The sequence below is a fragment of the Priestia sp. JV24 genome, from assembly GCF_025910025.1.
GTDB classification, from domain to species: Bacteria; Bacillota; Bacilli; order Bacillales; family Bacillaceae_H; genus Priestia; species Priestia megaterium.
This window is the reverse complement of the sequence record NZ_JAPCIN010000015.1, coordinates 279,262-299,796: the sequence shown is the minus strand read 5'-3', so window position 1 is coordinate 299,796 and position 20,535 is coordinate 279,262. Positions and strand designations below refer to the sequence as shown.

General features: G+C 37.6%; 23 protein-coding genes. 4 read left to right on the top strand and 19 right to left on the bottom strand.

Translation table 11 applies throughout. The annotated features are described in order from the left end of the window. Positions 1-57 precede the first annotated feature (57 nt). The 15 genes from OK414_RS10850 to OK414_RS10780 all read right to left on the bottom strand — a co-directional run bounded on the left by OK414_RS10850 (position 58) and on the right by OK414_RS10780 (position 15,264). Complete coding sequence (locus OK414_RS10850) at positions 58-1,422, bottom strand: sensor histidine kinase (protein WP_034652569.1); 1,365 nt, start codon at positions 1,420-1,422, stop codon at positions 58-60. Next, a complete protein-coding gene (locus OK414_RS10845) occupies positions 1,419-2,087 on the bottom strand; it encodes a response regulator transcription factor (protein ID WP_016763924.1) in 669 nt (222 codons plus the stop codon). The genes OK414_RS10850 and OK414_RS10845 overlap by 4 nt, the downstream gene beginning before the upstream one ends. 83 nt (positions 2,088-2,170) lie before the next feature. Next, the gene (locus tag OK414_RS10840; protein WP_034652572.1) at positions 2,171-3,166 is read right to left on the bottom strand and encodes a ketoacyl-ACP synthase III; all 996 of its coding nucleotides are present in this window, start codon (positions 3,164-3,166) and stop codon (positions 2,171-2,173) included. A gap of 108 nt (positions 3,167-3,274) precedes the next feature. Beyond that, the gene (locus tag OK414_RS10835; protein WP_216875133.1) at positions 3,275-4,348 is read right to left on the bottom strand and encodes a sulfate/molybdate ABC transporter ATP-binding protein; all 1,074 of its coding nucleotides are present in this window, start codon (positions 4,346-4,348) and stop codon (positions 3,275-3,277) included. A gap of 19 nt (positions 4,349-4,367) precedes the next feature. Beyond that, complete coding sequence (gene cysW / locus OK414_RS10830; protein ID WP_034652577.1) at positions 4,368-5,234, bottom strand: sulfate ABC transporter permease subunit CysW; 867 nt, start codon at positions 5,232-5,234, stop codon at positions 4,368-4,370. 12 nt (positions 5,235-5,246) lie between these two features. Beyond that, positions 5,247-6,083 carry a sulfate ABC transporter permease subunit CysT gene (gene cysT, locus OK414_RS10825; protein ID WP_216875131.1) on the bottom strand — a complete coding sequence of 279 codons (837 nt, stop codon included), beginning with the start codon at positions 6,081-6,083 and terminating at the stop codon, positions 5,247-5,249. Between the two features lie 94 nt (positions 6,084-6,177). Then, positions 6,178-7,242, bottom strand: coding sequence for a sulfate ABC transporter substrate-binding protein (locus tag OK414_RS10820; RefSeq protein ID WP_216875129.1), 1,065 nt, complete (start codon positions 7,240-7,242; stop codon positions 6,178-6,180). Between the two features lie 252 nt (positions 7,243-7,494). Further along, positions 7,495-7,647 carry a Fur-regulated basic protein FbpA gene (locus tag OK414_RS10815; RefSeq protein ID WP_034652581.1) on the bottom strand — a complete coding sequence of 51 codons (153 nt, stop codon included), beginning with the start codon at positions 7,645-7,647 and terminating at the stop codon, positions 7,495-7,497. Positions 7,648-7,993: 346 nt separating this feature from the next. Beyond that, the gene (locus tag OK414_RS10810) at positions 7,994-8,158 is read right to left on the bottom strand and encodes a YezD family protein (protein ID WP_013056824.1); all 165 of its coding nucleotides are present in this window, start codon (positions 8,156-8,158) and stop codon (positions 7,994-7,996) included. A gap of 372 nt (positions 8,159-8,530) precedes the next feature. After that, complete coding sequence (locus OK414_RS10805) at positions 8,531-9,910, bottom strand: sensor histidine kinase (RefSeq protein ID WP_216875127.1); 1,380 nt, start codon at positions 9,908-9,910, stop codon at positions 8,531-8,533. A 1-nt stretch (position 9,911) separates the two neighbouring features. Further along, the gene (locus tag OK414_RS10800) at positions 9,912-10,586 is read right to left on the bottom strand and encodes a response regulator transcription factor (protein ID WP_216875125.1); all 675 of its coding nucleotides are present in this window, start codon (positions 10,584-10,586) and stop codon (positions 9,912-9,914) included. 144 nt (positions 10,587-10,730) lie between these two features. Continuing rightward, positions 10,731-11,618: a UTP--glucose-1-phosphate uridylyltransferase GalU gene (galU, locus tag OK414_RS10795; RefSeq protein WP_263045588.1), complete on the bottom strand. Its 888-nt coding sequence runs from the start codon at positions 11,616-11,618 to the stop codon at positions 10,731-10,733. Continuing rightward, positions 11,615-12,019, bottom strand: coding sequence for a GtrA family protein (locus OK414_RS10790; RefSeq protein ID WP_095379580.1), 405 nt, complete (start codon positions 12,017-12,019; stop codon positions 11,615-11,617). The genes galU and OK414_RS10790 overlap by 4 nt, the downstream gene beginning before the upstream one ends. Beyond that, a complete protein-coding gene (locus OK414_RS10785) occupies positions 12,012-12,977 on the bottom strand; it encodes a glycosyltransferase family 2 protein (protein WP_095379579.1) in 966 nt (321 codons plus the stop codon). The genes OK414_RS10790 and OK414_RS10785 overlap by 8 nt, the downstream gene beginning before the upstream one ends. A 13-nt stretch (positions 12,978-12,990) precedes the next feature. Next, positions 12,991-15,264: an ArnT family glycosyltransferase gene (locus OK414_RS10780; protein ID WP_263045587.1), complete on the bottom strand. Its 2,274-nt coding sequence runs from the start codon at positions 15,262-15,264 to the stop codon at positions 12,991-12,993. Positions 15,265-15,504: 240 nt separating this feature from the next. On the opposite strand from OK414_RS10780, the gene OK414_RS10775 reads away from it, so the two are divergent. Both OK414_RS10775 and OK414_RS10770 read left to right on the top strand, forming a co-directional pair. Then, positions 15,505-16,077 (top strand): GNAT family N-acetyltransferase, encoded by a 573-nt coding sequence (locus OK414_RS10775; RefSeq protein ID WP_013082944.1) that lies wholly within the window; start codon positions 15,505-15,507, stop codon positions 16,075-16,077. Positions 16,078-16,145: 68 nt separating this feature from the next. Next, positions 16,146-16,622: a hypothetical protein gene (locus OK414_RS10770; protein WP_263045586.1), complete on the top strand. Its 477-nt coding sequence runs from the start codon at positions 16,146-16,148 to the stop codon at positions 16,620-16,622. A 120-nt stretch (positions 16,623-16,742) separates the two neighbouring features. Here the strand turns inward: OK414_RS10770 and OK414_RS10765 are convergent, their stop codons facing one another. From OK414_RS10765 to OK414_RS10755, 3 genes are all read right to left on the bottom strand, one after another. Next, positions 16,743-17,615: an STAS domain-containing protein gene (locus tag OK414_RS10765; RefSeq protein WP_034652598.1), complete on the bottom strand. Its 873-nt coding sequence runs from the start codon at positions 17,613-17,615 to the stop codon at positions 16,743-16,745. Between the two features lie 264 nt (positions 17,616-17,879). Further along, positions 17,880-18,572, bottom strand: a complete 693-nt coding sequence (locus tag OK414_RS10760) for an LrgB family protein (protein WP_013082941.1) — start codon at positions 18,570-18,572, stop codon at positions 17,880-17,882. Continuing rightward, positions 18,542-18,946: a CidA/LrgA family protein gene (locus OK414_RS10755; protein ID WP_263045585.1), complete on the bottom strand. Its 405-nt coding sequence runs from the start codon at positions 18,944-18,946 to the stop codon at positions 18,542-18,544. Before OK414_RS10755 ends, OK414_RS10760 begins: the two co-directional genes overlap by 31 nt. 191 nt (positions 18,947-19,137) lie before the next feature. Between OK414_RS10755 and OK414_RS10750 the strand changes: the two genes are divergently transcribed. Both OK414_RS10750 and OK414_RS10745 read left to right on the top strand, forming a co-directional pair. Further along, complete coding sequence (locus OK414_RS10750; RefSeq protein ID WP_016763912.1) at positions 19,138-19,569, top strand: MarR family winged helix-turn-helix transcriptional regulator; 432 nt, start codon at positions 19,138-19,140, stop codon at positions 19,567-19,569. Positions 19,570-19,668: 99 nt separating this feature from the next. Next, positions 19,669-19,956: a phospholipase gene (locus tag OK414_RS10745; protein WP_306385328.1), complete on the top strand. Its 288-nt coding sequence runs from the start codon at positions 19,669-19,671 to the stop codon at positions 19,954-19,956. 36 nt (positions 19,957-19,992) lie between these two features. Here the strand turns inward: OK414_RS10745 and OK414_RS10740 are convergent, their stop codons facing one another. Next, entirely contained in the window at positions 19,993-20,523 is a 531-nt protein-coding gene (locus tag OK414_RS10740; RefSeq protein WP_016763911.1) for a GNAT family N-acetyltransferase, read from the bottom strand. Between the last annotated feature and the right edge of the window lie 12 nt (positions 20,524-20,535).

Here is a 20,535-nt window from a genome sequence, read left to right as displayed (position 1 = left end):
GCTAAAGTTAAGAGGAAGGAAAAGAAAGGTTAAAATTCGTTTAAAAAAGCGTGTGAATTAATCACTCGCTTTGTACACAATTTGAATATCCGTTCCATGCTTTGTAGAATGAATTGACCACGTTAACCCCATTTCTTTAATCATCGCATCCACAATCGCTAGACCTACACCGTTTTGCTTCGTATGGCTATTCTTGTTAAAGCCTGACCCTTTATCAGAAATGGTGAGAGAAGATAAATCATGCTCTTGAACAAGGCGAAAGCCAATAAAGTTACCTTCTTTGGCATGACGAATGACATTTTGACATAAATTATCTATTATTCTTTCTAACCACTGAACATCTCCGCGCCAATATATAGACTGAGAAGGCAGTTGAATATCCACTTCCATATTCTCTTCTTCAAATAGTGGATACCATTGTGCAATGCTTTTTCTAAGAAATCGAGCCATATCAACTTCCTCTTCCCGATATGGATATTTTCTATTTAACAGCAGCGTATAGGAAAATAAATTATCTATTAAATCACTAACAAATTCTACTTTCGTATCAATTACCTCAAGAGATTGTTGAACGTTCAAGGCCATTTCTTCGTTTTTCATCTGATAAATATGAGTTCGAACAGTCGTGAGCGGTGTTCGTAAGTCATGCGATAGACTCATAATTAAGTCTTGTCGCAGCTGTTCTTCTTGCTGCTCTCGGTCCCGGCTTTCATGAAGCTGTTTAACCATTTGATTAAACGATTGTTCTAGCTGGCCAATTTCATCCGTGGACTCAGATACAACAGGTAAAGGAATTCCTTGCTCGTCTTTGTTGTTCATAGCAGCTTGTAACGCTCGCAGCCTTTTTCGAATTCGAAGAAAAAAGAATAGAGAAAGTACAATAAAAGAAAGCACAATGATAAAAACAAATCCTAAATAAATATTATAGTAGGCTGGGTCTAGCCTTTGAATAGGAGGCTCAACGGCTTTTTCCGGCACTTCAATGACCATAAAACCTTGCTTTTTATCTGTTCCAATAAAGGTAATAACCGTATACGGATCGTTTCCGTATCGTTTTTTGATAAATTCAGCCGTATAAGAAGATGACCATTGCTTCGGAAGGGATTCATGGTAAGGAAGCGGAAGCTGTGTTTGTCCAGCTTCGTTTACCCAGAACATTGAAGCTTCAGGGTATTTTTCTTTTAATAATTTTAGCTTTTGATTAATTGTTTTCTCATTTGCTCCTTCTAGCTTTTTGGCTTCTTGATTCCATATTTGTTCGTAGTAGCTTTTTCCTTTATACTCTTCATTTAATAATCCTTGAATATGCATAAAAGGAACGGTGATCAGCCATGAGCCTGCAAAAAATGATACAGGTATAATTAGTACAGCTGCAATCATAATTAAGATATATTTCGTGATAAGAGACTGTGTAACATTCATTGCTTCACCCTGTACCCAATCCCTCGTATTGTTTCAATAATTTCAGGCTTAGCTGCATTTTTCTCCAATTTTTCTCGCAAATAGCGAATATGTACCATTAATGTTTTATCTCCTTCTATATAACGCTCTTTCCATACCCCTTCATAAATTTGTTCTTTTGTTAAAATTTGATTTAAATGCTGAAGGAAATAAGTAAAAATATGAAATTGCTTACCTGTTAAACTAATTTCTTCACTTGTCTCTCTGTTCATCACGCGATAGTCTCTCATCGAAATATGCAAATGTTTTAAAATAAGCTCTTCTTTCTTTCTTGAAAATCTTCTTAACAATACTTCAAGCCTTGCAAGTAGCTCTTCTGGATGAAACGGCTTTGTGACATAGTCATCGGCAAACTCTAGTCCCATGATCTTATCTTCTAGAGCTGTACGAGCTGAAAGCATTAAAATTGGGACATCAGGTGCTAGTTTTTTAAGCTTTTTTCCCACTGTAAATCCATCTAACCCAGGAAGCATTACATCTAAAATGACAATATCCGCTTGTTTAATAAACCGACTGGCGATATCTCCTGATTGTAACCAAGTAACTTCATAGTTTTGCTTTTTAAGCTCATTTTGAATCATTAATCCAATTTCTTCATTGTCTTCAATGTATAAAACGTGATTCATATGCACACCCCCTTTACTTCTTTTTCCATTTTATCGAATTCTTCTTAGCAGTAAAAGACAAAAAAGCTAAAAGGCATCGCCTTTTAGCTTTTTTCTTTACACGTCCATTTAATTAACAGACCGCAGTGCGTTAATCCTCCTCCAAACCCATAAAGAATAAGGAGGTCATTACCCTGTACTTTTCCTGTCATTATTCCTTCGTTTAAAGCAAGCGGAATAGAAGCTGAAGATGTATTTCCGCAGTATTGCACACTCGTTAACGTTTTATCCATTGAAACACCTGTTTTAGCACAAATAGCTTCAATCATTCGAAGGTTTGCACTATGCGGAATAAACCAATTTACATCAGAAAGAGAAATGGAAGTATTCTTTAATAATGCTTCTACTCCTTTTGGAATCGTTCGGACAGCAAAGCGGTATACTTCACGCCCGTTTTGAACTAAATTCCCGCTCGAATTAATTTCTTTTCCTGAAAGAGTATTAGATAAGTTAGAACGATATAAATTCACCCCTCCGCTTCCGTCCGTTCCGTAGTGACATCCTAAGAAACTCGGATTATGCTCATCGTACTCTACAAGCATAGCTCCCGCTCCGTCACCAAACAGCACGCATGTGGCCCGGTCCGTATAATCTGTAATTTTCGACATGACTTCAGCACCAATAACTAAAATCTTTTTATGCAATCCCGACGTCACTAAGCCGTTCGCCACATGAAGGCCATATGTAAAACCGGCGCATGCGGCACCTAGATCAAATGCAGCAGCTTGATCAATATGAAAGTAATCTTGAATCTGACATGCTACGCTAGGAAAAAAGTGATCTGGCGTTGTTGTCGAAACAATAATTGCATCTACATCTTCTATTTCTACAGCATATCGGTTAAGCAAATTTTCAACGGCTCGAATGGCAAGCGTAGACGTGTATTCGCCTTCACCAGCAATTCGTCGTTCTTTCATTCCGGTACGCTGTACAATCCATTCGTCACTTGTATCAACCATTTCTTTTAAATGGTCGTTCGTTAATTTTTGCTTTGGTGTATATATCCCCATTCCTGTGATTCTAGCTTTTGATTGCATCATTTCTCCACCTCAAATCAGTTGATACTTAATTATAACACCTACTTTTAATATCTGGTACTAATTTATTGTTAGATAAAAAGCGCAAAGGCATACCCTTTACGCTTTTTATTAAATAGAATAATCTTCTGGAATAAATACTTTTAGCTGCTTAGGCTTTACATACACCTTCTCTCCCACTTGAAGACTGAGGACTTTATAGTGCTCTTTGCTCAATTCAGCTTCTAAAAATTCTTCTGCATCTTCTCTTTTTAATTCAACTTGCACGATAGCCCCTATCACATGAATATGGCTAACGGTTGCAGAAACAGCATCTGCGCTTGTTTTTACCTTTTCAAGGTGAATATCATGAGGTCGTACATACCCAACAGCTGCTTCTTCATTCCTTCCGTTAAATTCTGGAACATCCATTTCAAAGCTTCCTTGTTTTAGTCTGCCTTTATGAATGCGGCCCTTGAATAAATTGACGTTTCCTAAAAAATCGTACACAAATGGACTGTTAGGATGATCATATACTTCTTCAGGACTTCCAATCTGCTCAATTTTCCCGTTGTTCATCACAACAATACGATCAGCTACATCCAAGGCTTCTTCTTGATCATGCGTAACGAAAATACTCGTAATATGAAAATCATTATGCAATTTACGCAGCCATCTGCGCAAATCCTTGCGAACTTTTGCATCCAGAGCGCCAAAAGGTTCATCTAATAGCAGTACTTTCGGTTCTACTGCTAACGCTCGAGCAAGCGCTACTCGCTGGCGCTGTCCGCCCGATAATTGAGAGGGATAGCGATTTGCAAGCAGCTCTAGTTTAACAAGCTGCAGCAGCTCGGTTACTTTCTTGGTAATGTCTGTTTTAGAAGGCCTTGTTTTTTTAGGTCGTACTTTTAAACCATACGCAATGTTATCAAACACAGTCATATGCCTGAACAAAGCATAGTGTTGAAAAACAAACCCTACATTCCGCTCTTTTGGATTTATGCCCGTAATTTCCTTTCCATCAAATAAAACAGCTCCTTGATCAAGATGTTCAAGACCGGCAATGATACGAAGCAAAGATGTTTTTCCAGAACCGGACGGACCGAGTAAAGCTACTAATTCACCCGTTTGAATATCAATGTTAATAGAATCCAGCGCTTTAAAATCACCAAAGTTCTTTGATACGTGCTTAATATGGATACTCATTTCATAAGCTCCTTCCTTTTTAAATATGTTTGACTTTCCACTCAATAATATTTTTTATAATTAATGTAAAAATAGCTAAAATTGACATTAAAGATGCTACCGCAAACGCTGCTGCAAATTGATATTCATTGTAGAGAATTTCAATATGAAGAGGCATCGTATTTGTCATTCCTCGAATGTGCCCAGACACAACGGAAACAGCTCCAAACTCCCCAATCGCCCGCGCATTACATAAAATAATGCCATATAATAAGCCCCATTTAATATTAGGTAACGTCACTAGAAAAAAAGTTTTGAAACCGCTGGCTCCTAACGTTAACGATGCTTCTTCTTCGGCTGACCCTTGAGCTTGCATGAGTGGAATCAATTCTTTGGCAACAAACGGAAGCGTTACAAAAAGCGTAGCTAATATAATACCGGGAATAGCAAATACAATTTTGATGTCGTGATTAAACAACCATTCTCCGAATAACCCTTGTGCACCAAATAATAAAATAAAAACCAATCCAGCAATAATAGGTGAAACAGCAAACGGCAAATCAATAAGCGTAATTAAAATATTCTTTCCTTTAAAATCAAACTTTGTAATTAACCATGCGGCTACCACGCCGAAAACGGCATTTAAAGGAACAGTAATAAGCACCACAATTAGCGTTAGTTTAATAGCAGCCAAAGCATCCGGATTTGTAATCGCAGCGAGATACGTTTCCAACCCTTTTTGAAAAGCTGTCATAAAAATGGTGATGAGCGGGAGCACTAAGAATAGAGCTAAAAAAGCCAGTGCAATAAATGTAAGCAGCCACTGGACGACTTTGGGCTCTTTTAAACTAGAATGATTAAGTTTAACAGTCGTTTTTGCATGCTGCATTGGAACATGTCCTGCCAATGTCATCCCTCCTTAACTATGTACAAATTTACGATTTGTCCACCATTGAATAATATTAATAAGTAATAACAGAAAAAATGATACAACGAGCATGACTGATGCAATAGCAGTAGCGCCCGCATAATCGTACTGCTCGAGTTTTGTCATAATAATAAGCGGCGTAATTTCAGTTTTCATCGGCATATTTCCAGCAATAAAAACAACTGACCCGTATTCTCCAAGCGCTCTTGCGAATGAAAGAGAAAAGCCTGTTAAAATAGCAGGCACCAGCTCTGGAAAAATAACTTTTCTGAATGTTTGCATTCGGCTGGCTCCTAAACTAGCCGATGCTTCTTCGATCTCTGCATTAAAGTTTTGCAATACTGGCTGCACCATTCGGACAACAAACGGCAGACCAATAAACGTCAGAGCGATAATAATTCCGATAGGCGTAAATGCGATTTTAAACGTAAATAATTGACCAATCCATCCTTTCGGAACGTAAAGAGTGGTCAAGGCAATGCCGGCAACAGCAGTTGGTAAAGCAAACGGCAAATCTACAAGTCCATCAATAAACCTCTTTCCGGGAAAATGATATCTCACTAATACCCATGCAATAATAGTTCCAAAAATAACATTAATAATCCCTGCTGCAAATGCTGCTCCAAAACTTAATTTATATGATGCTACTACTCTAGAGTCTGTAACAGTTTTAATAAAGTCGCTCCATCCCATAGATGCCGTATTTAGAAAAATCATCGCTAACGGAAAAAGCACAAGGATACTTGCATAAAACATCGTAAAACCTAAAGAAAGCCCAAATCCAGGTAAGATACTTTCCTTTTTCTTCTGTCGTTGTAACACGCTCACGTCTTACACCTCTCTCTGCTTTCAAGATACATGTACACAGAAGATACGAATTACCATTCGTATCTTCCTCATTTACTTTTTTTAATGCATCATATTACTTTGGCTGATAAATCTGATCGAATGTTCCTCCATCGTTAAAATGAGTTTCTTGAGCTTTTTTCCAGCCGCCAAAATCTTTAATGGTGACTAGGTTAAGAGAAGGAAATTGATCTTTGTGTTTCTCTAATACTTTTTCATTTCGAGGACGATAGTAATTTTCCGCTGCGATTTCCTGACCTTTTTCTGTATATAGATATTTCAAGTATGCTTTTGCTACCTTTGTTGTGCCTTTCTTTTCAGCTACTTTATCTACTACAGCAACAGGCGGTTCTGCTAAAATACTCAATGACGGTGTTACAATTTCAAATTTATCTTTTCCTAGCTCATTTAACGATAAGTAAGCTTCATTTTCCCATGCAATTAACACGTCTCCAATGCCCCGTTCTACAAACGTAGTTGTCGCTCCGCGTGCGCCTGAGTCTAACACTTCGACATTTCCATAAAGTTTACTCATGAAGTCTTCAACCTTTTTGTTATCTCCGTTATATTTATTCTTCGCGTATGCCCAAGCCGCTAAATAATTCCAGCGTGCGCCTCCAGACGTTTTTGGATTTGGTGTAATAACGGATGTACCTTTTTTCGTTAAATCATCCCAATCTTTAATTCCCTTTGGATTTCCTTTACGAACTAAAAAAACAATTGTTGATGTGTATGGTGTAGAATTATGAGCCAATTCTTTTTCCCAGTCTTTATTTAATAATTGGCGAGTTTGAGCAATTTCATCAATATCGTATGCAAGCGCAAGCGTTACGACATCCGCTTCTAAACCGTCAATAACTGCCCGGCCTTGCTTACCAGAGCCACCGTGTGATTGCTTGATAGTAACGTCTTGCCCTGTTTTATCTTTCCAATAAGATGCAAAGCTCTTATTGAACTCCTGATAAAGCTCACGTGTAGGATCATATGAAACGTTTAAAAGCTCTACTGGTTTTTTTGAATCGTTTTTACTCGCAGAACTATCTTTCCCTGCTGTTTCAGTAGATTTCCCATTGCCGCAACCTGCTAGCACGACCAGCAGTGCCGTTAGCACCATTAAAAACTGAACTGCTTTTTTCTTCATTTTTTACTCCCCTTTTTATAAAAAAATACAAAAAGGCCGCTATCTCTTTGAAAAGAGAAGCAGCCTTCAGTTAGTCTGATCAGCGTATATGCTCTTAAATTATTCTTATTAAATTTATTCGTAAGAATAAAAAGAAGATACTTTCTGAAAAGACAATTTATTCTTGTTTTTATAATAAACACACTTTACCTATTAGTCAACTGGGTTTTTAATCTTTTTTACACTTATTTTAGTTCTTTTTACGTACTTTCCTTACTTACTGCGTGCCAGATACTCTTTTTCTAAGTCAGAGAGTGTAAGTTCAAAAAGATGATGGTTTTCTTTTTTGTAAATCCCTTTTTTCAGTAACTCTTCAATGAGGTATTGTTTTCTTTGCCGCACCGCTGCTCGTAATAAATTTTCCATCTTTTCTCCTCCTATTATATTAATTTAAGAATAAAAAAAGACTCCTAACACAGGTCAGAAGCCTTCGGTAATCCGGTCAGCACAGGAATGAAACTGTCAGATTTTCATAATTTTAAAAAGTATAAAGCTGCTGCTTTAGAAGCTTTATACTTCTCATCGTCATACTCATACAACCTATAACTCAATTTTAATTCGAAAAATTCTAAATACTCTGCCGGAAAGAAAGTCAATTTTAATACGAATACGCACGTTTTCTATATTTAGTACAGTACTTGCTTGCCCCGCCGTCAAGCATTCGCTAGCTAGGCTGGCCCTTCAGTTTCTCTAAATACGTATTTAATTAGGCTTATTTGTGGCTTGCTACTTTGCTTTTAGCTAAAAAGCGGTTTTTTTCCGTGCTGTCCACTTGAGTAATTTGTCCATCGTGAAGAGTAATTAGTACAGATCCATAGTTGATTTCAGTTAGTAATTTAACAATATAATCTAATTTTTCTTGTGTAATTGAAGCCATTTTATCATTCTCCTATTCATAGATAAATTTATATTTTAGTTGCAGTTGAATAAACAAAGCGAACAACATCTATAAGTACTTGTATAATGTGCAGAAGATAAATACATGGTAATCCTCCCCATATGTTCAGTTGAAGATTGAGATTTTAATGACCACAACCAATGTACAGAAAAGGCCCACACTAGTAGCGAACAAGTATGAGCCTTCGGTTGACCGATCAGCTTCTTTAGCATCCCAATTTTTTCAAAAGATTTATACTATCTATATTATTTACACTTTACCTATATGTCAAGTAGGGATTAAAAAAATAAATAGATATTATTAATTTTTTTTATATCTTTGACCTAATAAAAAAGACTCATCTGCATGAACTTACACAGACGAGTCTTTTTTAGCCCTATTTTTTTGGATAGGCAAGGTTACCGTAAAAATGCTTCCTTGTTCTTTTTTGCTTTCAACACGTATTGCGCCCTCATGCAGCCGAACAATTTTTTTTGTAATGGCTAGACCGAGGCCGCTTCCTTTTAACGTTCTCGATTTATCTACTTTATAAAAGCTTTCAAAAATATATTTTTGATCTTCTTCGGCAATACCAATTCCATTATCCTTTATTTTCACGTCTATTTCCTCGTTTTTTTGATGAATAGATATTTTCACAAATCCATTTTCAGGCGTATATTTAATAGCATTTGTTACTAAATTCAGCCAAACTTGCTCTAACAAATCTTTATCTGCTTCTATTTGAACATTGGATAAATCAAGGTCAATTTCTATGTTCTTTTTTGTCCACTGAGGTTCTAAAGCCATGACCACATGCCTGATTTGTTCATCTAACCGGTATTGCTGCAGCATTAGCGTTTGATGTTCAGAGTCTAGAGAAGCAAGCTTTAGCAAATTGGAACTAAGCTGAGAAAGTCTTGTACTTTCTTTTTCAATAATGGTTAAATATTGTATCTTTTTATCTTCACTGACGATATCATCTTTAAGTGCCGCTGAAAAACCGCGAATAGAGGTCAGCGGTGATTGAATCTCATGCGAAACGCTAGCAATAAACTCTTGCCTCATTGTTTCTATTTTGTTTAATTCTTTAGTCATTTGATTAAAATTTTTAGTTAACAGACCGATTTCATCATTCGCTGCGTGCTCGACTTGCACATTGTATTCGCCTTGTCCAACAACTTTCATCGCTGTACTGAGACGCTTAATCGGTTTAATAATAATCATTGAAACATATGCAAATAATACAATACCTACTAATAAAATCGTAATAAGCTGGATATTTTGAACATCTTGAATAACTGAAAATTGCCGCTGTGGATGAGACTGAATAAATAGAGCATACGACCGTCCATTTTCTTTAAAAGGAAGACCCACTACGTTTGGCTGTGGACGATCATCTTTTTCCTCGTTTAAATTAGAATAACGCTTCCCGTCTAATACTTGATCTACTTCTTTCGGTGTAATTGGAATAGGTGGTCCTGGCTGTCCTAATACTTTTTCTTCATGCTGATCATCAATAATAATAAACGAAAAATGAATGAATGATGAATTAGATAAAAACCTTGCAGCTTTGTCCGAGTCTTCTGCTCCGTACAAATCGATAAAATCTTCTCCCATCTTCACCATATCCTGACCTAATCGCATTTCGAGCTTCTGCTTGCTAAGAACTGTCGTGACGACAACGGTAATCACAACGCTCAATAAAATTGTAATGATGAATGACAGAACCAGCTTTACATAAATTGATTTCACGTTAACACCCTTCTGCTCTATAGCCTAGTCCGCGAATTGTTTTGATTTCCATACCGACGTTTTTCATATGATTAAGTCTCTCTCGCAGACGTTTTATGTGAACGTCTACCGTGCGCTCATCGCCTTCATAATCATATCCCCAAATTAATTGAATAAGCTGATCACGAGTAAAAATCTTTCCTGGAGAACTAACTAACGTGAACAGTAGTTCAAACTCTTTTAACGGCAGCTGTTCGCTTGCTTCTCCTGCACTCATCTCTAATTTGGTACGGTCTAGTTTTATATTCCCCATATAGATTACATTGTTAGCTTCTACTTGGTACCTGCGTAAAAGAGCCTTTACACGAGCAACCATTTCCTGAGGATCAAAAGGCTTCACGACATAGTCGTCTGTTCCGATATCAAATCCTTTTAGCTTATCATGCGATTCGCCTCTAGCTGTTACCATTAAAACTGGTATATCAAAATACTCCTTAATTTCCTTTGTTAGTTCCCATCCGTCTTTAAATGGCATCATGATATCAACGACCGCTAGATCAATTCGAAACTCTTCCATTTTCGCCCACGCTTCTTCACCATCTGCTGCTTTTATAATTTTGAATCCTTGATTTTCTAAATATAATGATATCAGCTCTCGAATATGTTGATCATCATCTGCAACTAATATTTGAATCATACATGTCTCTCCCTATTCCTAAGTTTGTCCAGCTTTTACGCACAGTAAGCTCTCTGTTTATAGTAAACAGAGAGCCGCATAAGATCATACAATGATTTTAGACTTCAAATATGAACTGAATATGAACAAACTGATTAACTCTTATTAGCTGAAGTTGTTTGCTCGTTCTTTTTCTACAATTCCCTCCAAATACGATAAAAACGTTTGACGTAAATCTCTGCGCTTTAACGCAACTTCTACCATCGCTTTCATATAGCCTACCTTATCTCCAATATCAAAGCGCTGTCCTTCCAGTTCAAGAGCAAACAATCGCTCTTTTTCACATACCACACCCAGTGCATCTGTTAATTGTAATTCATTTCCTACCCCTCTTTCAATCGTTTTTAGATAAGAAAAAATAGAAGGATTTAAAATATAGCGGCCCATAACGGCAATAGTTGACGGAGCTTGTTCTATCGATGGTTTTTCAATCAAGTCATTCACTTCATGAAGGCTGCCAGATTTATTTTTCGGCTGAATGATTCCGTATTTTGATACCTCTTCAACATCCACTTTTTGAACTCCGATAACTGATTGATTAGTCGTTTCATACGTTTGGATCATCTGCTTGAGCGCAGGTTCTTCAGAAGTCATAATATCGTCTCCAAGAAGAACGGCAAACGGCTCATCTCCAATGAACTGTTCGGCACAAAGAATAGCATGACCAAGTCCTAACGGCTCTTTTTGACGAATATAGTGAATGCTGGCCATTGATGAGATCGTTTGTACTTCTTTTAGCATTTGGAACTTGTGTTTTTCTTCAAGCATTTGCTCTAACTCAATTGATTTATCAAAATGGTCTTCAATTGATTTTTTGTTTCGTCCTGTAATAAATATAATACTTTCAATACCTGATTTCACAGCTTCTTCTACAATATATTGTACAGCAGGCTTATCGACAATTGGCAGCATTTCTTTGGGCTGCGCTTTTGTCGCTGGCAAAAATCGAGTTCCTAAACCGCCTACTGGAATAACTGCTTTTTTTATCGTCATATATGAATCCCTCTTTTTTTTTTAGTAGTAAATACAAATAATTTAGTACCAATAAAGTTGATACCGACACTTACGATTGTAATTAAAAGTTTACTAAGTAGCAGCGCTACCCCCCATTTATTATATAGAACAGTCAACAGAAATGATGTTAGAGATAAAGTGATCAAATTTACGATCACAAATGAAATCACTTCACGCTTACTGCTTTTTTCTTTTCTCTCAAACGTCCATTTGCGATTCATGACATAACTGTTTAAAATGCCCGCACTGTATGAAATCCACTGCGCTAGTATATAGTTAACACCAATTGTTGTTAAAAGTGCGTACACTACAAAATCAATCAGTGTATTTAAAACTCCTACTAACGCAAATTTAATAAAAGATATCCATTTGTTAGTCACGAAGTGATACTTCCTTGCGTGGTTCAAGCTGATACTTTTCCCGGACGATATAGAGTGGACGATTTTTTGTTTCATCGTAGATGCGGCCAATATATTCTCCAATCATACCAAGAATAATTAAAATGATGCCGCTAAAGAATAGCTGAATGACAATTAATGACGACCACCCTGTGATGGTGCTGTCTGTAAATAACTTCAAATACAGCACCACTAAAAGATAAATAAAACCGATACCAGATAGCGTTACACCAGCATAGCTAGCTAGCTTCAGCGGTTTATAAGAGAAAGACGTAATGCCATCCATTGAAAGCTTCAGCATCTTTTTCAAAGGATATTTCGACTCACCCGCCAAACGCTCGTCTCGCTCATATTCTACTGCTATTTGCTTAAAGCCCACCCAGCTTACTAATCCGCGAACAAAGCGATTTTTTTCTTGAATGCTATTCATTTGATTGCACACTTTGCGATCTAGCAAACGGAAATCCCCTGTATCAAGCGGAATATCAATATCGGTCATCGCACGTAAGAAGCGATAAAACATAGCAGCCGTTTGTTTTTTAAAGTATGTTTCTCCTTTTCGCTTTGTACGCTTAGCGTATACAACGTCAAACCCTTGCTTCCATTTTTCAATCATCTCTAAAATCAATTCGGGCGGGTCTTGCAAATCAGCATCAATCACAACGACCGCCTCTCCTCTTGCATAATCCATACCAGCTGTAATAGCAATTTGATGACCAAAGTTACGGGCAAAATCTAATAAAACAACCGCTGGGTCTTGCTCACTGTACTCTTTAATGATTTCTGCTGTTCGATCTCTACTGCCGTCGTTCACGAAAAGAAGCTCGTAAGCTTCTTTCGTTGAATGCATCACTTCTGTGAGACGGCGGTAGGTTTCATGAATCACTTCTTCTTCGTTATAGACAGGAACAACAATAGAATATTTAACAATGGAACTCATGTTTATGCCCTCCTTATTTAAGCGTTATTTCGTATAGTGTTCCGTTTCCAGATGGCCCTTGCTGAGCACTTGATGAAGTAGACTGCCACTTGGAAGAAGGAATCTCCTTACTATTTTCTTTAATCCACGTGATAACGTCAGATTGACCTCCCTTGCCCATTCCAGACAAGTAGAAATATTTCACTTCACCTTTTTTAATCATGGCTTTTAATTTACTTACCGTTAAAATTGGATCTGAACCGCTAAATCCACCCATTGCCATTACTGGCTCGCCCGTTTTGATAATGTAAGGTGCAGCTGAAGTTGAATCCGTTGTGGCAAATAAATATTTTTCACCTGTATTATTTTTTGTTAAATAGTTTAGTAGCTTTTTGTTTACTTCTGCGTTCATCCCTCCACTTTTTCGTTTTGAAGATGATGATTTGCTTGAAGAGCTATTTGGCATTTGACTATTATTGGATGAACCGCCTGGCATTTGCATTTCACCACTGTTTGAAGAACCGCTTGGCGGCTGCATTTGACCATTATTGGACGAACCACCCGGCATTTGACCGCCGTTCGATGAACCGCTTGGCGGCTGCATTTGATTGTTTGAAGATGAATTGCCGCTAGAGCTTCCTGGAGGCTGCATGCCGTTAAAGCCAGACTGTTTGCTATTCGTTGCTGGGCTTGGAGGTCCTCCCATACCGCTTGAAGAATCAGGACCTGCTGATGGAAGCATGCTATTTCCACCATAAATAATTGGTGTCATCGCCCAGTACGCCGGCATCGCAAGTAAGACAACCATCGCTGCGGCTCCTAGGTAGTTCGTCAACGAATTTTTACGCTGTTTACGAACAGCTAAAACAAGAGCTAAAATGACGCCCAGTGCTCCTACACCTGCAATTGGCGCTACGCCGATTGAGCTGACATAAGGAGACATAATATATACTTGAAGTGCTGCTGTTGTTAAAATACCACCTGGCAGCAGCCATAATTTCCAGCCATTATGCTGTTTGTACATGCTCCATAAAGCTACTGCTCCCGCTCCGGCAAATGCAGCCATTGGAGGTGCCAGCATAATTAAATAATACTGATGGAAAAATCCTGCGATACTAAAGAAGACAGCTACTGGTAGCAGCCACGCTAACCAAAATAAACTTTCTTTTTGTTTTGTCGTGTAAGGTCCTTTAAATTTTACTCCGGCAAATAAACCCACGATTGAAAAGATTACAAATGGTAGTAACCAGCTGATTTGATCTGATAACCCTTTTTGGAATAGTCGGAAGGGACCAGGATTACCCGTGTTGAACATTCCGTTTTGATTCCCTCCGCCTGGAGCCTGCATCTTTTGGGAAGAGCTGCTTTTTCTTTGATTTGAGCTTTGTGAAGAATCAGCACTTGAATTGCTATTTTGTTTTGTTTCACTGCTTGCTGTTTGCTGCTCAGTTTGAGCAGACTGCTTATGACTGCTTCCCGTCACGCTTGTATTTCCAGTTAAACGATTAATACCGTTATATCCAAAAGCAAGCTCTAGAACTGAATTTGTTTGACTGCTTCCCATATAAGGTCGCTTATCAGCAGAAGTTGAATCCACTACAACTGCCCATGAGACAGAAACCGCGAGCATTAGTGCAGTCGCTGTTGTTAAAAAAGCAATTTTCTTTTTCCAATTGATTTTGGTTGCCACTACATAGAAAACATAAAATGCTGGTAAAACCATGTATGCTTGAAGCATTTTCATATTAAATGCAACACCAATCATCGCAAAAGCTGCTAACACCCAGCCAAATTTAGCTGTGCGCACAGCACGAAATAACATCCACGTTGCTACTAATAATGTAAACACAAGCATACTATCGATATTGTTTGTTCGGCTTACCGCCGGTACAATTGGCGTCAGAGCCATGGCAAGAGCAGCAAATCTCCCAGCCCATACGCCAAACGTACGTTTTACGAGTACGTATAGTAAAAGGACTGAACCTATGCCTGCTAATGCTTGCGGTAGAATGACGCTCCATCCGTGAAATCCAAATATTTTGGCACTAATTGTCTGAATCCAAAATACAACCGGCGGCTTATCAATCGTTACATAGCCTCCTGGATCAAAAGATGCGTAAAAGAAATTATGAAGACTTTGAAGCATACTTTTGACAGCTGCCGTGTAATAAGCGTTGGCGTATTCATCTGTCCAAATTTTAAATAAGTTCAAAAACGCTGCAATTAAAACAATGGGAACTAAAAATAAGTCTATTCTTTTTTTATTTGAAGTTCGTTCTTCTTTCACTTCACTGTTCATGTGTTTCATTTCACTCCTTCGTAATTTCTGACTTTAGTCTAACAAGCATATGTGAACTGATTATGAACAGAAAAAATAATTTTTTATTTTTCAAAAACCCATTTGACCTCTTACGCTCACCAATGAAATATTTTACAATTAAAGAATCAAGCACATGAAATAGAAAGCGCATTTTTGGAATGCTGCAGCTTCTATGAAACATTATTATCAACACTTCATCCACTTCTTGCTGAGAAAGGAGACAACTTTATGATTCAAGTAAAAGATATATACGGAAATTTACCCACACTAGAAACCGAAAGACTCCGCTTGCGGAAAGTTACAAAAAAAGATGTGCGTGACATGTTTGAATATGCCTCAAATGAAAAGGTAAGCAGATATGTAAATTGGGAAAAGCACCGAAAGCTTCAAGATACAAAAGAGTTTGTTTCCTTCGTTTTAAAGCAGTACAGCAACCAATCCATTTCTCCTTGGGCTATGGAAATCAAAGCCTTAAAAAAATGTATTGGCACCATTGACTTTGTCACCTGGAACCCTACTCATCGCATTGCGGAAATTGGCTATGCGATTTCTGAAGAATATTGGAATAAGGGATTTGTTACGGAAGCAGCTGAAAAAGTAATTGCGTTTGGATTTGAAGAAATGGATTTAGTGCGCATTCAGGCAAGGTGCTTTGTTGAAAATGCTGCATCTGAGAAAGTAATGAAAAAAATCGGTATGTCTTATGAAGGAACGATTCGAAAAGCCATGTTTATTAAAGGAGCTCATCAAGACTTAAAGTTATATTCAATCTTGCGAGAAGAATATACACGCAACGCGTAGAAAATGTATAAAATACCTTCCATAACATAGGCTAACTTCAACACTAACTCTTTCTTTTGAGGTGAACAATGTTGGAGCAAGCAATTCAGCATTTAGACTTATCTGCACATGGTTTGTGGTTTCCGATTACCGTTAGTTTATGTTTATTTATTCTTGCCCTTGTTTTATTTAAACGACAGCTAACTTGGCGAGATTTTTATATCACGTTTTGCGTAGTTGGATTTGTCGGATGGCTTTGTGATGTTATCATTACGCGTGTTTTTAACATGATTGATTTGGGAGATCCAAAAGTTACAGGACTTGGAGATATTCTAAGCTATACATTTATTCCACCTTCTCTTTCCATTTTATTTTTGACTTACTTAACAGCTAAAAATAAATGGGTTTTATCACTTCTCTTTTGCGCTGGTTCACTACTCATAGAATACGGAATGATTAAAAGTGGCTATATGCATTTAAACGGCTGGTTTTTTATCTATTCAATAGTGCTATACTTCCTCGTTTATGCTTTTGTGCTACCATGGCATATGGCATTTATTAAGTAAAAAAGCGGATGTTGATTAACATCCGCTTTTTTACTATGCGCTTACTTTCTATCTGCTGAAATCCATATTTCATACCGACGTTTAGAAGAAGGAATATCTCCATTGTATGTTCATGACAGGTCATTTTATGCGTTGTGATGATACATGCGCACGGCTATGTTCTTCAGGACGTCTAAACCCAATTTTTAAAAGCGCTGCTTCTAAATTTGCTTCTGTTTTAATTTGATTAAAATTAATTCCCAGTTTCACTACCGTTTGGGCAATTTCCGGTCGTATCCCTGTTATAATAGCTTCCACTCCTACTAATTTGAGAGATCGATGAATTTTGAACAGATTGTCTGCTACCATTGTATCAATAATCACGACACCTGAAATATCCAAAATAAGATAGGATAATTGAAGGCTTGTCCCTTTTTTCAAGCAAGTTTCCATAATAACTTGCGAGCGATGAGTATCAATTTCTCCAATAATCGGCATAATAGCGATACCTTTTGTGACAGGTACGAGCGGAACTGACAGTTCTTCTAGTGACGTGTAAGCTAAATTCATCATATATCGATTATGCTCATCATAAATTTGACCAAAAACATATGTTACTGTATCTAAAAGCGGATCAATTCGCTCACTGACATGCAGCATGGTAATTGCAGCAAACTGATGCTCCTCTAGTTCTCTTGTAAATACATCCCAAATAACGCTGCGATAGATTGGGAGGATACCGAGTGCTTTTTCTAAAGGAATATTTTTTTCCACTGCATATTTTCCCGTGTCAAGTGCCCATTCTTTAACAAGTTTAAGTACATCCTCTTGTTCTTCAAATAGCGCTCTTCCAAAGTACTCCATAATTGACACTCGCCATTTCAAAATTTTCTTTTCTTTTAATTCCTCTATACTTAGCGTATGTGTAGAATCTAAACGTTCGGCTAATTTTTCTGACAAGCTATATTTATGTTCAAGAATCTTTTTTCCTATATACACGAGCTCCTCTTTCATAAAATATGTTCAGCTCCTCTTTTCTGCTATTTTTACTGCGTATATAACCTTGACTAAGCCTACTTACCCAACTGACAATTGACTAGCCTTCCTAAAAATAACAAAAAAAGCGGTTATTTTATGAATTTTCTTTCTTTTTATTATAGTACCAGAGTAAGAGCCGCACAACTGAAAGTTTGCTGCGAATAAAATTCGTAATTTGACATAGAAAACAACCCTGTTTGAACTCAAACAGGGTTGTTTTCTGTATTTACTTATCTCACTTTACACTTGGAATAGCCAGACAACAATCGGCCCAAAAACCGAGCCCAGTACAGCGCTTAACGTCATTGATACCGAGCTCATCGATACCGTTAGTTCACCGTATTCAAATGCTTTAGAAGTTCCTAGCGCATGAGAAGCGCTGCCTAGGGCAATTCCTTTTCCTAAAGAACTTTTAATACGAATCCACTTTAAAAGTAAAGGTCCAAGAATTACTCCCGAAAAGCCTGCAATCATAACAAATACCACAGTCATGGATGGCACCCCTCCTAGTCCCGTAGCAATTTGAATTGCAACGGGAGTGGTAATAGACTTAGGAACAATGGATAAAATCAGGCTTCGGTCAATGCCGAATACTTCAGCGAACACAAGTCCGCTAATCATGCCTGCAAATAATCCTACAAACACTCCTCCAATAATAGGAATGCTGTATTTCACTAGCATCTCACGCTGTTTATAAAGTGGATACGCTAATGCAACAACCGCTGGCCCCAGAAGTGAATTAATCCATTTGCCTCCAATCATATACTCGTCATAAGAAATATGAAAAGCAAGCAAAAGAAGAATAACGAATACGGTTGTAGTTAACACTGGAATAAGAATTGGGTAGGAGAACCGTACGTATACTTTCGCCATGACTAGATACAAAGCAACTGTAGCTATGATTATAAAGAGCGCGATAAAGAATTCTTGCACTGTTGTTTCTCCTTTCGTTTGTTCGCTTTCTTTTCTAAAAGTTGGCTGGCAGCCCCCGCGGCAGCCATCGTAATGATTGTACTAAGCACAATAATTAAAAACAAAATCGCTCCGCTGCTTGAAAGAAGCGAAGGATAATTCATCACTCCTGCCATAGCTGGTATGAATAATAAAGGTAAAAAAGATAACAAGAAGCTTGCTCCGTCTTCGATCACTTTGATGGGAACAATTTTGCACGTTAAGCAAATGAGCATTAAAATTAAGCCTATAATACTGCCTGGGATAGGCAGGTGAAGTATGTGGTGAACAGCTTCGCCAATCATAGAAAAAGCATAAAGAATCGCGATTTGTAAAATGGTTCGTATCACTTTCATTATAGGTCACTGTCCTATAGATAAAGAACAGTTGTCCTCCTCTCCTTACTTTGTCATGTTGTCTAACATTTAACTATATAAACATCCTTTACTTTACTTACTTTTACTTGTACTATACAACTATATATACATTTGTATTATACAAGTATATATTTCTTTGTCAATGAATGATTTTGTAAGGAGAGATTATAATGCAAGAAAAAAATTCAATTGAATTGATTGAATATGAACTTACTACCTTTATTAGACGAGCCGTCTATCTTGATAATTCTGAAAATAAAATAGGAAATCTAGAAAGATCAGCTTATTTATTATTGCGGCAATTAGATGAATTTGGACCAGCTCGTGTAAAAGAGCTAGCAGAAGCATTTAAACTCGACATTTCAACTCTGTCTAGACAAGCTGCTGCTTTAGAAAACAAAAAGCTTATTTCCCGCTCTTCTGATCCTTCGGATGGACGCGTCAGCCTATTTGACATCACACCACGTGGAAAACGCATGCTGCAAACTGATAAACAAATGCGCCTTGAACGCTATCATAGTATGTTAAAAAAATGGTCAAGTGAAGAAAAGGAGCTGTTTGGCAAACTACTAATGCGGATGAATGACGCATTTATCGATTAAATAGAAATTTATAAAAATTAGGCTGCTGCTGCAAGGTGTTTGTCCCTGTCTCTTTTCTCTTTCTTGCATTTAATGTAAAGAGACTATTGAAAAGGATGTATGATTATGTCTGTTCCGAACAAACGGAAAGCCACGCCCTGCCTCTTCCCCGGCTATAAATGGTGTGGTCCCGGCTGCAGTGGGCCCGGCTGTCCTGTAAATGATGTAGACTGCTGCTGTAAATACCATGATTTATGCTATGAAGATTACGGATCATGCCGCTCATGTGATGAGCAATTCCTTGACTGTCTTTGCTCCAAAGCAAATCCGTACAGTTTAAAAGGAAGACAGGCATACGCTATGTATACCTATATGCGGCTGAAGTTAGCTTTAAAACAATATGACTAAACAGAAAAGAGGTGAATTAAAAAATTCATCTCTTTTTTATGCCATTTTATCCGTATGAATCCAAAAGCGTTGAACAACAGCTCCGTTCTCTTCTATATAATCCTCGTCTTGTATACCACCGTTTGCCAGAATAGTTCGACGAGAAGCCGTGTTCCAATCATCACACACAACTAATGCACGTTGAACTCCCAGCTTTTTAATTTCTTGAAGAGATAACTTCAGTAGCAGCTTCGCATATCCTTTTTGTCTTTCGCTTGGCCGAATACCATAACCTATATGTCCTCCGCTGTTTCGCAGTATTTCACTTAGCTCATGGCGGATATTAACTACGCCTATTACTTTTTCGTGATGCATTAGCCAGTAGGTGGAATCGGGTACATATCCTTTTTTTAATCCGATCCCTTTTTCTGCATCTAACAACTCTTGAACCATTTTTTCAAAGTAAGCAGGATCTTTAGCAATTACCCACGGAATCATTTTTTCTCCGCTTGCTTTCCATTCATGATAAAAGCTCATATAAGCCTTTTTATAAGCTACATCTGGTTTCATTAAAACGGCGGTTTCCATGTACCTTCCTCC